The organism is Ruegeria sp. F11, from assembly GCF_056533855.1.
The window spans coordinates 26803-39385 of the sequence record NZ_JBQFOW010000014.1 but is presented as its reverse complement, the minus strand read 5'-3'; the positions used below and the strand labels follow the sequence as shown (position 1 = coordinate 39385).

At 53.7% G+C, this 12583-nt stretch carries 17 protein-coding genes and 1 tRNA gene; 14 read left to right on the top strand and 4 right to left on the bottom strand.

Annotated elements, in window-relative coordinates; genetic code table 11:
• Positions 1 to 133: 133 nt before the first annotated feature.
• The 10 genes from ACR0NJ_RS17720 to ACR0NJ_RS17675 all read left to right on the top strand — a co-directional run bounded on the left by ACR0NJ_RS17720 (position 134) and on the right by ACR0NJ_RS17675 (position 6749).
• Positions 134 to 209, top strand: a tRNA-Trp gene (locus ACR0NJ_RS17720).
• Between the two features lie 387 nt (positions 210 to 596).
• The gene (locus tag ACR0NJ_RS17715) at positions 597 to 1760 is read left to right on the top strand and encodes a tyrosine-type recombinase/integrase (RefSeq protein WP_480818428.1); all 1164 of its coding nucleotides are present in this window, start codon (positions 597 to 599) and stop codon (positions 1758 to 1760) included.
• Positions 1757 to 2515 carry a hypothetical protein gene (locus tag ACR0NJ_RS17710; protein ID WP_480818427.1) on the top strand — a complete coding sequence of 253 codons (759 nt, stop codon included), beginning with the start codon at positions 1757 to 1759 and terminating at the stop codon, positions 2513 to 2515. Before ACR0NJ_RS17715 ends, ACR0NJ_RS17710 begins: the two co-directional genes overlap by 4 nt.
• Before the next feature lie 135 nt (positions 2516 to 2650).
• Positions 2651 to 2893 carry a hypothetical protein gene (locus tag ACR0NJ_RS17705; RefSeq protein WP_480818426.1) on the top strand — a complete coding sequence of 81 codons (243 nt, stop codon included), beginning with the start codon at positions 2651 to 2653 and terminating at the stop codon, positions 2891 to 2893.
• A 108-nt stretch (positions 2894 to 3001) separates the two neighbouring features.
• A complete protein-coding gene (locus tag ACR0NJ_RS17700) occupies positions 3002 to 3163 on the top strand; it encodes a hypothetical protein (RefSeq protein ID WP_480818425.1) in 162 nt (53 codons plus the stop codon).
• Between the two features lie 137 nt (positions 3164 to 3300).
• Positions 3301 to 4014 (top strand): toprim domain-containing protein, encoded by a 714-nt coding sequence (locus ACR0NJ_RS17695; protein WP_480818424.1) that lies wholly within the window; start codon positions 3301 to 3303, stop codon positions 4012 to 4014.
• A complete protein-coding gene (locus ACR0NJ_RS17690; protein WP_480818423.1) occupies positions 4014 to 5528 on the top strand; it encodes a DUF3631 domain-containing protein in 1515 nt (504 codons plus the stop codon). The genes ACR0NJ_RS17695 and ACR0NJ_RS17690 overlap by 1 nt, the downstream gene beginning before the upstream one ends.
• Complete coding sequence (locus ACR0NJ_RS17685; RefSeq protein WP_480818422.1) at positions 5525 to 5911, top strand: TubC N-terminal docking domain-related protein; 387 nt, start codon at positions 5525 to 5527, stop codon at positions 5909 to 5911. The genes ACR0NJ_RS17690 and ACR0NJ_RS17685 overlap by 4 nt, the downstream gene beginning before the upstream one ends.
• Positions 5908 to 6477: a hypothetical protein gene (locus ACR0NJ_RS17680; RefSeq protein WP_480818421.1), complete on the top strand. Its 570-nt coding sequence runs from the start codon at positions 5908 to 5910 to the stop codon at positions 6475 to 6477. Before ACR0NJ_RS17685 ends, ACR0NJ_RS17680 begins: the two co-directional genes overlap by 4 nt.
• Positions 6474 to 6749 (top strand): hypothetical protein, encoded by a 276-nt coding sequence (locus ACR0NJ_RS17675; RefSeq protein ID WP_480818420.1) that lies wholly within the window; start codon positions 6474 to 6476, stop codon positions 6747 to 6749. Before ACR0NJ_RS17680 ends, ACR0NJ_RS17675 begins: the two co-directional genes overlap by 4 nt.
• Before the next feature lie 154 nt (positions 6750 to 6903).
• On the opposite strand, the gene ACR0NJ_RS17670 is transcribed toward ACR0NJ_RS17675, so the two are convergent.
• The 3 genes from ACR0NJ_RS17670 to ACR0NJ_RS17660 form a co-directional block, all read right to left on the bottom strand.
• Positions 6904 to 7158 carry a hypothetical protein gene (locus ACR0NJ_RS17670; protein WP_480818419.1) on the bottom strand — a complete coding sequence of 85 codons (255 nt, stop codon included), beginning with the start codon at positions 7156 to 7158 and terminating at the stop codon, positions 6904 to 6906.
• 71 nt (positions 7159 to 7229) lie between these two features.
• Positions 7230 to 7415 (bottom strand): hypothetical protein, encoded by a 186-nt coding sequence (locus ACR0NJ_RS17665; RefSeq protein ID WP_480818418.1) that lies wholly within the window; start codon positions 7413 to 7415, stop codon positions 7230 to 7232.
• Positions 7416 to 8565: 1150 nt separating this feature from the next.
• The gene (locus ACR0NJ_RS17660) at positions 8566 to 8715 is read right to left on the bottom strand and encodes a hypothetical protein (protein WP_480818417.1); all 150 of its coding nucleotides are present in this window, start codon (positions 8713 to 8715) and stop codon (positions 8566 to 8568) included.
• Positions 8716 to 8934: 219 nt separating this feature from the next.
• On the opposite strand from ACR0NJ_RS17660, the gene ACR0NJ_RS17655 reads away from it, so the two are divergent.
• Positions 8935 to 9612, top strand: a complete 678-nt coding sequence (locus ACR0NJ_RS17655; protein WP_480818416.1) for a hypothetical protein — start codon at positions 8935 to 8937, stop codon at positions 9610 to 9612.
• Positions 9613 to 9668: 56 nt separating this feature from the next.
• Positions 9669 to 9998, top strand: coding sequence for a hypothetical protein (locus ACR0NJ_RS17650; protein WP_480818415.1), 330 nt, complete (start codon positions 9669 to 9671; stop codon positions 9996 to 9998).
• Between the two features lie 29 nt (positions 9999 to 10027).
• On the opposite strand, the gene ACR0NJ_RS17645 is transcribed toward ACR0NJ_RS17650, so the two are convergent.
• Positions 10028 to 11359 carry a peptidoglycan-binding domain-containing protein gene (locus tag ACR0NJ_RS17645; protein WP_480818414.1) on the bottom strand — a complete coding sequence of 444 codons (1332 nt, stop codon included), beginning with the start codon at positions 11357 to 11359 and terminating at the stop codon, positions 10028 to 10030.
• A gap of 318 nt (positions 11360 to 11677) precedes the next feature.
• Here ACR0NJ_RS17645 and ACR0NJ_RS17640 point away from each other — a divergent pair, with 318 nt between their 5' ends.
• Together ACR0NJ_RS17640 and ACR0NJ_RS17635 are read left to right on the top strand one after the other, a co-directional pair.
• On the top strand, positions 11678 to 12103 hold the full coding sequence (locus ACR0NJ_RS17640; protein WP_480818413.1) for a hypothetical protein: 426 nt from the start codon (positions 11678 to 11680) through the stop codon (positions 12101 to 12103).
• A complete protein-coding gene (locus ACR0NJ_RS17635) occupies positions 12094 to 12582 on the top strand; it encodes a GNAT family N-acetyltransferase (RefSeq protein WP_480818412.1) in 489 nt (162 codons plus the stop codon). Before ACR0NJ_RS17640 ends, ACR0NJ_RS17635 begins: the two co-directional genes overlap by 10 nt.
• Position 12583 lies beyond the last annotated feature (1 nt).

Here is a 12583-nt window from a genome sequence, read left to right as displayed (position 1 = left end):
CTTGTGCTGACAGAGACTTGTCTTACCGGACTGCGCGCCACGCGCAACTTGTTTGTCCTCGAAGGAGCCGCACAGGAATTTTAAAAAGCCTCTTGAGTCCGCCGCGCCGCTGGCATATCTGGGGGCTCACCACAGGGGTATAGCTCAGTTGGTAGAGCGACGGTCTCCAAAACCGTAGGTCGCGGGTTCGAACCCTGCTGCCCCTGCCATTAAATTCAATCCGTTACATGTCGTTTTCCGTAAGGCGCGCCAACCTGTGTGCCTGTTTTGAGTTGCATGCGTGAATCGGGCATGGCCATCGTCGTAGTGGGCAATCCCAACAAAGTAACAAGCTCTTCGCTTGAAAGCCCTGACGTCGGAGATGCAATGGCATGTCGCGGGTAAGACTGCAGTTTCTATAGGGGAATTCTGGTAGCGGAGGAGGGACTTGAACCCCCGACACGCGGATTATGATTCCGCTGCTCTTTAATTCCCAGAGATTTCTGCACATATCTATCTGTATGTAATTGCAGGGTTTGGGTATCCCGGTATATTCAAGGGTATCTCTGTCTATCGCACAAAACGCACAAGAAACGCACAAAAAAATGAAACTCCGATTGAATGAACGCAAGGCTGGCGAACTAAAGCCCAGGGACAAGGGCTATGAAGTTCGGGATGAGATAGTGCGGGGTCTGATACTGCGGGTAGGGAAGCGCGGCCAGAAAGTCTGGGAGGTAGTCATACAGCGCGGCAAGCGCCGCCAGCGTGAACGCCTCGGGACTTTTCCAACCGTCAGCGTCAAGGAAGCCCGCAAGCTAGCCGAGGAGGCCAAAGAGCAGGCGCACACCATGCGCGCCGATGTTGGCATCAAAACCGTGGCGGACCTGTTTGACGCTTACAAGACTGCGCGCGAAGGCGACCTGCGAACATGGCGCGATGTTCAATCAGTCTGGGACAATTGGGCCAAGGATCGGATCGGCCATGTCAGAGCTACGGACCTGACCTTTCATCACGGCCAAGATTTGCGAACGCACGTCAGTAAGAAGTCATCCGCGAACCGGGCAGGGGCAGTGGTCCGGTATTTACGCCCGTTTCTTGCATGGTGCGCCCAAGAACAAATGATAGCAGCTAACCCTTGGGAGAAGCTGAAAACCGGAACCAAGATTGCCCGCCGTGACCGAGTTCTGACGCTAGACGAATGGCAATCAATTTATGCGGTGGCTTGTACAATGCCCTATCCCTTTGGTGATTTCACGCGGGCGTTGATGTTGAGCGCCCAACGGCTCAGCAACGTCGCTCAAATGCGCTATGACGAGATTCAAGGCGACGTGTGGGTTATCCCAAAGGAAAAGATAAAGGCCACGAACACAGACAACGCCACGGCTCATGAGGTGCCGCTATCAGGCGCGCTGGGCAACCTGATTGCCGGAATCAAGCGTCGAGGTGATTTTGTATTCACCAGTAACGGCGAAGTGTCGATTGCGCCGGGAACCAAGATAAAGAACTCGCTGCAAAAGAACTCTGAAACGTCTGATTGGCGTTTTCACGATATCCGGCGTACAGCAGCAACCTTAATGACCACCGGCAACGAAGCCGGGAAGGCCAACAGGTTTATTGTTGAGCGAGTTCTGGGCCATTCCGACAGCAGTGTGACGGCCATATATGACCGCGCAACCTATCGGGATGAAAAGCGCGAAGCCCTTGAGGTATTGGCGGCGACCGTCTCTGGCGCAGACAAAGGCGCGCAACCTGACCGCACTGTAGTGAGTATTTCGAAATGATGATTAGGGCGGAACTTGGCACCCGTGACGCGGTAGTTGAGGTTTGCGCCCACCACTTAGGCCGGGGATTTGTCAAAGACCATATCGACGTGCTTATTCCCGACTGGTTCCTTGACTTGGATTTTGTTCACGCGGTTGAGAAAGACGGTCAGCTAAAGGCGGTCAAAGATATTCAGGACTGCCTCGCAAAAGCACTACGGAGTTTCTATTCGATTCACCCCGATTTAAGGCAGGCCATTGAGTGGCAAGTGTCTGACAATCTCGCCAATGATGAACCTATGACGCGACTGCAGACGGTTGCGATGATGCCCACAGAAGACGTGGACGAGGAAGTAACCCTCGTTTTGACACCCTTTAAATCGCACGAAAACTTGGAAATCCTCATAAGAGCCGCTTTGTCTTCATTTATTGGTGTGCCAGCGGACACACCCGGCCTTGAAGCGCAACGCGGAACGCCGGGGAGGTCAGCTAAATCCACTGCTAAGAACGTACTGTCAGACCTGAACATGAAAGACCTGACCTATCGCCAGCGGGACGGAGAAACATGGCAGAAGGCGCTGACGGTGAAGCGGTGTCGTGATTTCTGGCATATAGCCAAGAACAAGCACGCCCCCAAGACGTTCTCAGGTCCTTTTGGAGCTTTTCTCACCAGCATTATCACGGCGCTGGCTAAGCGCGATGAATGGGCCAGCGAAGAGGCCGTAATGAGGGCGTGGGCAGGATGCGCCACGGAAAACGAATGGTTCCTCGGATAATTAAAAGTTGACACCTAGACGGCAGTTTTCGCGCTTAGCTGTCAATGTATTACCCCCCAATATCTTCAAATTGATTTGTATTCACGCCGCGCCTTGGCCTTCGCCAAACAGCGGCACAGCCTCACGGAGGTGGATATGGATACAGTCAAGAAAGACACTGCCGCATCACAGGTCGCGGATCAGCCGTTCCAATTGGAAGAGTATTATTCGCCCGAGGATGTGGCGGGCAAAGGTGTCGCCGCCAAGCAGACACTAGCTAAGTGGCGTCATATGAACCGAGGCCCTGCATACATCAAGTCAGGTAGCCGCGTTCTCTACCGTGGGAAAGACCTGATCGACTGGCTCACGGCACAGCGTGTCGTACCAGAGGCCGCCTAAGAAAAACCCCAACCCGCAATAGACACGGGAAGGGGCAAAATTCTTAGGCTCACAATCTGAGAATAAGCCACAACCCCGTGTCTTTCAAGAAAAGAAAGGCACTACAGAGTGATTATCAGTAAAAATCAAACAATCGAAATCAGCCCCCGCTCACCCAAAACTATGGAAACGCGCGATTTGCAGGTCAGCACACTGCGCCGCAAGCATGGCCTTCCGGAAGCCGCAGCAGGATTGATTGCTGTTTTGCACTACGGCGAGGTTCAGTCATGAAAGCGGCGGACCTGACATACAAACTCGGAGGCGTCTGGCGTAACGGGCGGGGTTCTGCACCTTGCCCCGTTTGTCAGCCCGAACGCCGCCGGGATCAGTCGGCCCTTTCTGTGTCGGAATCCGGCGGTAGGCTATTGTTGTACTGCTTCAAGGGCAACTGCAGCTTCAAGGACATTGCCGACGCGGCCAACGTCCCGGCCTGTTCTGCGCAGGTCGATCCTGCCGCACAGCGCGAAGCCGAACAGAAACGCAAGGAATACGAGGCGGCCAAGCTGCGGCAAGCACGCGGCCTGTGGGAAGGTGCCCGCTCTATCGAACACACCAAAGCCGAGGACTATCTGCGGGGGCGGGGTATCAATTGCCCCCTTCCCCCGTCCCTGCGGTTCGTGTCGGACCTGTTCCACGCCCCCACAATGACATGGAGCTGCGCAATGGTGGCGGATGTGACGAGCGGCGGGGTGCACAGGACTTTCTTCACAAAGAAAGGCGTCAGGGTCACGAAAAGCCCGAAGTTGATGCTGGGGCCGTGCGCTGGCGGCGCTGTGGTTCTGTCAGAGGCTCAAGGGCCGCTCGTGGTCTGCGAGGGTATCGAGACCGGCCTAAGCCTGCTGTCGGGTCTTCTGAGCGTCCCTGCGACGGTCTGGGCCACGCTTAGCACCTCGGGAATGAAAGCCCTGCGCCTGCCGGATGAACCGGGGGCGCTGATTATCGCAACAGACGGAGACCCAGCCGGACGCGAGGCAGGCGACAAGCTTGCGTCTCGGGCAAACGCCCTTGGCTGGAACGTATCCATGATGCCCGCACCAAGCGGGAAAGATTGGAACGACACCCTGACAGAGGGAGCAGTGTAATGACGACCGTAGCAGAAAAGGCAATCGTGCCGTTCACACCGGACGCAGACGAGATTGCAATCTTGGATTTGGCGGCAATGCCGATCCTTGATTACGAACGCTGCCGTGACGCGAAGGCCGAGGAATTGGGCGTCCGCGTCACGGCCCTCGATAAGATGGTCGAGGCGAAGCGGCCAAGGGATGAACCCAAAACGGGCAGTATCGTTGATGAGGTTGATCCGTGGGAAACCCCGGTATCTGGCCCGGAACTGATTCAGGAAGTAATGGGCACGATCAACCGGTTTTGTGTCCTGCCGGATCACTCAGACGTGGTTATGGCGTTCTGGATACTTCACGCCCATGCCCATGACTCAGCCGACATTTCCCCGATCCTGGCTTTCACCAGCCCGGAAAAGAGGTGCGGGAAAAGCACTGCGCTCAACGTGGTGTCCGTGATGGTTCCGAAGCCGATCCACACCGTCAACACCAGCGCCGCCGTCGTGTTCAGGGTGATGGATGCCTACCAGCCCACAGTGTTGATTGATGAGGCTGACACCTTCCTGTCTGACAAGGATGAATTGCGCGGCATTCTCAACGGCGGGCACAACAGGCTGACGGCGAAGGTGTTGCGGACTGTCGGGGATGACCACGAGCCGCGCGCCTTCTGCGCATGGGCACCAAAGTGCATTGCCATGATTGGCAACCTGCCGGACACCCTTGAGGATCGCGCCCTTGTCGTCAGGCTTCGCCGGAAACAGCCGGGGGAAGTGGTTGAGCGCTTCCGGGGCGACCGCATTCAGCAATTTGTTCCGCTCTGCCGCAAGGCCGCACGCTGGGCACAGGACAACGCGGATATTTTGCGCGGTTTGGACCCGGATGTGCCGGACGCCCTGCACGACCGGGCACAGGACAACGCCCGCGCGATGATTGCGATAGCCGATGTGATTGGCGGGGAGTGGCCCGAACGGTTGCGGGCCGCACTTGTAGCGATGGCAGCCCGTAGCGACGACGACCCCAAAAGCGCCGGGGTGCTGCTGCTGCGTGATATCGCGGAGATACTGGAAACCCGTCGCGGTGGGCACATCCCTAGTTCTGAATTGGTGGACGAGTTGTGCGAACTGGAAGAAAGCCCGTGGGCTGAATGGCGGCGCGGACAGCCCATCACCGTCAGGGGTGTGGCGAAACTGTTGAAGCCGTACAACATCAAACCCAATCGGACGAGCAGTTACCGGTACTATGAAATCACTGATTTCAAGGACGCATTTGATAGGTATCTCTCGGACACCCCCTCACAAGCGTCTCTAAGTGTCACTGGCACTCAAGTAACTGATAACGCGCCGAAAAACGGTGACGGATTGGGTGACACTTACGACCGGGTGACACTTGCAAGTGTCACCCCCTCACAAGCGTCACCCCAAGTGTCACCCGAAAATGTTGCAAAAACAGGTGGTTATCCCTCGGTGACGCTTGGAGACACTTGTACCGGGGGTGCTGGGGGAAAGGGTGCATCTGACTTGGTGGAGGGCAAGCTATGAGTGCGGCAATCAAGCTGATGGAAAGCCTGTGCCAACAGGGTGTCCGGTTCGAACTTGCAGGCGATGAGGTGAAGTTTCGGGGGAGCCGTGAATTGCTCACCCCGGAACGGATTGAGGCCCTGAGGCAAAACCGGGGTGAGGTTGTCGAATTCCTGCGCGGTTCATCGCGGACCGCGCTCCCGAATACCGCCTGCCATGACGGCAATCAGCCCGAACTTCGGAGGCATGCGCCAGATCGTGTCGGCGCTGGTGGCAGGCCCATAACTTGGACTGGCAAAGTGGTCAGCCTGGAAGATTGGCGGAACCTGTCCGAATGGGAAAAGCACGGCCCCAACGGGCGGGTGTGGAACGGTAAAACGCAGCAATGGGAGCAGGCAAAATGAGTGAAGCAGAACAGAGCAAAGAAATAGTTGAAGCCGATGACAAGGTCATCAAGACAAAAGACCTGCCGAAAGTTGGCGTGGCCTTTAGTGGGTCACAAAGCGAGGGTCAGGTCGTTTCTCACGGCGAGAATGCATTGAACGAGATATTCGGCACGGACGACGATAACTTGGCCGCCGCTCTTACACAGCAAAGTCTGAAAGTACTCGGCAAGTGGGAAGCGGGTGACGGGCCGCAAGGCAATGACGAACGCGACTTCATGATGTCGATTGTGGCCGACCTTGGCCCCCGAGATGCAATTGAACGTATGCTGGCGGTTCAACTGGCGGCAACGCATATTGCGACGATCCGACAAGCCGGTTGGCTGGCAAAGTCAGAAAACCAGGCGCAACTCGATGGGCGGGGCAACGGCTACAACAAGCTGGCGCGTACATTCGCAGCCCAGGTCGAAACGCTGCGCAAGCACCGCAATGGCGGCAAGCAGACTGTCACGGTCCAGCACGTGAATGTTGAGGGCGGTGGTCAGGCGATTGTCGGCAACGTCGAGACGGGGGGAGGCAAAAAATGAAACATGCCTCCAACCCCATGCAAAAGGCTCATGCGGCTCCGCGATGCACGGCCACGTCAAAGCGCACTGGTCTTCCCTGCAAAAACCCTGCCGTCAAAGGTTGGACCGTCTGTCGGATGCATGGCGCGGGCGGTGGGCACGGCTCAGGCAAAGACAATCCGGCTTACAAGCACGGCATGCGCAGCCGGGAGGCGCAAGCGATGAGGAAAGCTATCAACGAGCATATGCGTTTGGCTCGTGAGTTGGAGAAACTAGTTAACGAAAACCATTGAACTCGGCTGCGCCCTAACAGCGTCAAGAAAAAGAAGGGGCCGGTTTCACGGGGCATGTCCACCGGGCCGAAAACAGACGAATTGCCGAGGCGCAAAAACGGCGTTGAGCTGAGTATCGCAATCAGAAGGACCAGAGCCAACTACCCTAGTTGGCCTAAGGTTTCTCGTCTTTCCCCATGAACCCAAGCGCGCCCTCACTGTTCAGAATATCGATTGCTGTATCCAGTGCCTCTTGGTCCGAGTTGAATTTGTCATCCCAGACGTAGCTTGCTTCCTCAAAGTCCACGACCTCCAAGGTCCATTGGTCTTGGCTCTCAAGGCGGTAGACTTCTATTTCAAATCGATACCCGTCAACAACGACGGCTTGGCACTTATCTGACAGTATCAGTTTTGGCTCATCGATATTCATGACGGTGCCGCTCCGGTTTCGACCAAGTTGGTAAAACCGGCAAATGCCAAATTCCTGACCCGATGAAAACACTAATTGTCGTTGGCTGCCTGCAGAAACGGCTTTAGCCAAGCAGCAGGAATCCAATTGTCAAACGCGGCATGACGAACTTTGAACGCGGCCATTCCATTTTGCACGACTGGACCTTCAACAATCGTACCAACTTCACTCGTGGTATTGTCTGGGAAGGTGGCTACCACCCTGTCGCCAATTTCCATAGCCTGCCCCTGCTATTCAAACGCTCAATCTTGCAAGTTTTTTGAACCTAAAGGTTTGAGTCTACCGGCCCAACTGTCAGCATGCTCCTGCAGCGTATCAGTACGACTGTCATGCATCGCCATCAGTTCGCAGGCAGCCCACATTGCCACGTCCTGGTTTGCGCTCTTGCTACTCAGCAAATAGGCGTTAGCGGTCGCCGTTTCTGGGGTCGCTGGTTTGTATCTCACTTCAGGTTTCCCATCATCACGATTGTCGCATCGAGGTCTAATCCAGGATGTTGACGCGCTTCACTAACACAAATGCTGCTGCTGTTGATACAGGGGATTTACAGCAGGACTGCCCCTCGAAATCGGAGCGGGCGGGTGCGACGCGCCAAACTCATACCCCCTCTTGGAAATCGTTAACCCCCTCGGGGCGCGCCGCACTTGTTTGGTATAGGCACAGATTGTTGGGAATGTGTCTGCAACAAGGTTTTGTGCCGTCAAGTCCGAAAGCACGCACATGTTCCATGCTTGAATGCGGGATTAAATCTGCACTTATTACGGGAAAACCCCAATTTCGGAAACATGATTCAGAAGGTAGGGTTTTAACAACGGACCACTTAACCCAATCCGTTGCAACACACTTAGGGGCTGGCCAGTTATACCCCCTCACTCGTGCCAGCCCCTCATACCATCCGTCACATGTAATGCGGTTGTGCGCCCTTGATTGACCGCAAGCTATGAGCCGGTCTAAAGAGCCTTGCCCCCATCCTGCCGGTAACGGTTCACCGCCGCGTCGTGTTGTGCGCCGTTATGGACTTGGCCCGCTCTATTTCGCCACTTGGGAATGTCAGCTTGATTTCACCGGGGAAATCACAGTCAGGGCAGACTAGCTTAGCCTGTAGCTGTCTTGCCGTGAGCCTGGGATTGTAGCGCAGAAGCTGGTCGCGCCCGGTTATCCAGACGACCTTGCGGCATGATCCGCAGGTGATTTCCAGCTTGCCGCCTTCTTCAATGATATCCCAAACAGTGATTGGCATACGTGAACGTAGCGTGAACACGCTTGGAATCGCCAGCGCATTTAAAAATATGCCTAGTTTCTTTGCATGTCGCTCAAACGTGTAAAGAAAACCCGGATTTGTTTACACGTGAGGTATATGGGGAGGTGCTACTGCTCAGAAAGCAATTCCCTAGCAACTTGCTGGAACTGCATTTCCGTCAGTTCGTGCCCGCCGTTAATTCGACGCAACCCAAATTCAACAGTGACCTCATAGCCCGCTTCTTCAAGTTGTTGCGTTATAAATTCAAGTGGGTCCATATCTCACCTGCAGTATCCTGCCCGCTTAAGCCGTGATTTGGCTGCTGGTGTCTCTAATACCCGTATTGGCCGCCGGAGTATCTACGACAATCCAGCGCATGCCCAGCGGCGACTACAGCGGCTCCTATGTCCTGTCTGTCAGCATAGCAAACCTCACACACGATTTGCCAAAAGTGCATGACTCCGTTTACGCTCGACTCAATTTGAGGGGGAATTGTGATGAAACTGTTTCTATCGGCTTTAGCCGTGTGTCTTGCTGGCGCGGCCAGTGCAACCACCGTTACCTTTGATCCCACATTCGATACGCCGGGACCAGAGCTTAATAGCTACATCGGATTGAGTCAGGGTTTTCAATACGAATTCTCAACCCTCTACTATTCGGGGGATCATATTTCTCTGCATGACGATGGCGGGCTAACTTCCTCCACTATTCGTCGGCAGGACGGCAATGCCTTCACGCCTGTATCCGTTGATTTGTTGGGTTTCAGCAATATTTACAGGACGGGCAGCGGCCCAAAGGCAGACCATTTCTGGTACACCGCTGGTATCGCGCCACCGCTCGCGCTCAGCTTTCAAGGCGTTATAGGAAATCAGGTTGTAGCAACTCATCTGGTTTCAACGTCGAACCTGTATTCCACAAATTGGGGAACCACTACTTTCAGTTCCGCATTCAGCGGAATTGATCGGCTGGTGCTTTCTCTGCTAGTGCCAGCAAGTGCCCCGAGGGACAACTATGGAATAACTACGCCGGGACAGGTTTGGTGCCTTGATTGGTGCGGCGAATACAGGGTCGATAATCTTGTGGTTTCGCAGGTTGCCGCTGTTCCCCTGCCCGCCAGCGGTTTGCTGCTCTTAGGTGCAATGCTGGGAATGCTCGGGTATCGCCGTCTTACTTAGGTGACAGAAATAACCAATAGATGACGAGAACGATTTCTAAACCCCGGAGACTCCTAATGAAATTCTTGCTTTCTGGATTTTTTGTTTCATTTCTGGCAAGTGCGTGCCTCGCTGATGTGTCTGTTAAGAAAATTGAGAGCGAACTGCGTCAGTGGTTTGACCAGTTTCCTTTGCAAGAGATTATTGATACGAAATCTAATGAAGATGAGGTAACTGCATTCATTCGCGTCACAAATACCATCAACGGCGGCGTTGTTTCCGGTGCAGCAAATTTTGTTCGTATGGACAGCGGTAGTTGGTACTTAATGAGCGCTCAACTATTTCCAAACGGTAATTTTCAGGGAATAGGCTGGCTAAATATTCTCTACGCGGTAGACATCGACTAGGCCCCTAAAGTCTGACTGAAAAACTGCTCTTAAGTGTCGATATTTGCCCACCCAACCACGGGCGTAGGAACACCATTGTTGAGCATAGTGCCAGTCCAAAACCCTTGTTGATCTTGCGAGAAACTCACTGTCTTCCAAACGCCCGATACGTTGGTAGGCCAATTTTGATCGAAAAGAGTCACGGTGTAAGTTGTTGGGTCGGATTGGCTGACAGATACCGCTTGAACAATCCCTGTGTGGCCATAAGCGCTAAGGCCTCCCGGCAACTCAATTGATATTACTGAACCAATCAGTGGTGGTGTCTTAGACATTCCATTTTCATGGTAAGAGATTCGACTGGGAGAGTGAGACGCTAGATTCCTAGCTACATCTTTGCCGTTGCCAAGAGATTGGACCGGAATGCTCAAAACAGATGTCGCATACCTTTTTATCAACTCGACACACTGAAATTCTCCGCTTGCCACACCTTCTGTCAGGCCATTGGAATTCGACTTGGACTCTAGTGTGAAGTTGTTGCCGCCAAAAGAAATACCGAGTGTTCCTTTCGTTTGGCCATAGGCAATGAGACCGCGAACCAGGGTTGCGGTGCTATAGATAGTCAATGCGTTTTGGCCACTTGAGCTAGAGTTGACGGTTGAATTTGAACTATTGCCCGCAGACAGATTTGTTGGTTTCGGGAAATTCAAACCATGCTGAGAGCTGCTCGATGAGCATCTAGTAAATGTTTTGGGCGATGAAGATGATGACTCAAAAAGCCCTTTTATTTCAACATACTGCTCATTTGAAAGTACATCAAACCACCAATCATGAATAAACACCTGGTTTCCTAAGTTGCACTCGCCGCGAAATCGCGTGACTCCTTTTCGGATATCAGTGCGTTCGGTTGCGCATCCATCTTCATACCCGAAAGCGATACCTTGTCCTTGGATAACTCTGATGCTCTCATAAAAAATTTCGTATGGTATATGGTTCAGACCACAAATCGCGACGTCGTCAACATAAACACCACTCAATAAGGGTGTCAGTGCGCTTACTCCAATTGGGGGTTTTGAGCCGCTACAAGGCATTGATCCTGTTGTTGCACCATTCAGCAATCCAATTGTGAGTTGGGTCGGTTGTCCGGTTGGTGTCAAACATTGCTCAACCTGAAATTCCATAAACGCCTGACGGGTTTGCGGGCCTGGATAACCATCGGCGGTACCGGCGTTGTATCCAAGGGCATTGAGTTTGGATTGCATTTGAGCTGCTTCTGGGCCTGTATCCATGGCGAAACTAAGTGGTTGCGCCATCACAATCTGTAGGGTTGAAGCTCCAGCCCCAATCAAAGTCGCGCAAAGAAGTCTTAGTGTGTGTTTTCTCATTAAATCCACCGCGCTGTTTCTAAATTTGCAGCCGACCAATTGAACAGCTGTCTGTTTGAGCAGTAGACGCCACGCACGGCACGGCGGTCAAATGGCAACTTTCTGCATGCAACGACTGATTCCTTATCGTTGATCTACAGGCATAACTGTTCTGTTGAACCTGTCCACCACGATGGAAAGCATACACTGAAATCCAAAGATGTTTTCGGCAGTTTGCGTGGTGCTTTTGCGCCTCTAATCCCGGCGAATGTTCACGCCCTGTTCTTGCTTCGTATGAGGTATTATGATACCGTCATAGCGGGCAGGCAGGGGCAGAAAATGGAAGCAGTACAGGACACGGAACAAGGCAGGAAGGTGAAGGCAGAGCGCCTTTCGCCAGTCGATAGCATGAGCGCGGTCGAGCTTGACGAGTTCGCCGGGGATGACCTTCCCCTGATCCGCAGCGGCCATGTTCAGTACTGGGGCGTCAACGGAACAGTTGGGCAGTTCAAACTGAGCGGCCCTGGCAATGTCTGGCACCTTGAGGCCCACATCACCGATCCGAGCGGGGGACATCTCGCGGATGAGCTAACGGCCATCCTGAGCGCGTTCTGGGATGCCCAAAAGCCCGAATACGTAACCACGCACACCGATGCCTATTGGCCCACGTTCGAGCTGATGCGGTCAGTCGGTTTTCATCAGGTTGGCGTTCTTCCCCTGACAGCTGGGCCAGCGGTGCAATGGGGGTGGCGGAAATGTCATTGAATCCCGCGCACCGCAATTACTGCATCACTATTGAGAATTGGGTTGATACCTACACGGAGCTAGAACCCATTTACCGCCAGCACTATGGAGAGATGAAGGATCGCTTAACCCGTGATGGTCACACCATCAGCGATTTCAACCCCAGAAAAGACCGATACATTGCTGCAGCGGATGGCGGCTGGTTGTTAACCTATGTTGTCCGTCTTGACGGTGAGGCTGTCGGTTACTCAAACGTGTACCTCACCAATGACATGCACAATGGTGATTTCATCGCCACAGAAGACGCTATCTACATACTGCCGGAACACCGAAACGGCATCGGTAAGACCCTCGTCAAACACATCCTTTCAGACCTCAGGCAACGCGGTGTCAAGCGGGCTTTAGTAACGCCTGTGACGGACCTGCGGGTTGCGAAGATATGGAAGAGAATGGGTTTTAAAGAAACTGCCACCCTCATGACATACGAGTTTGGAGAATAAG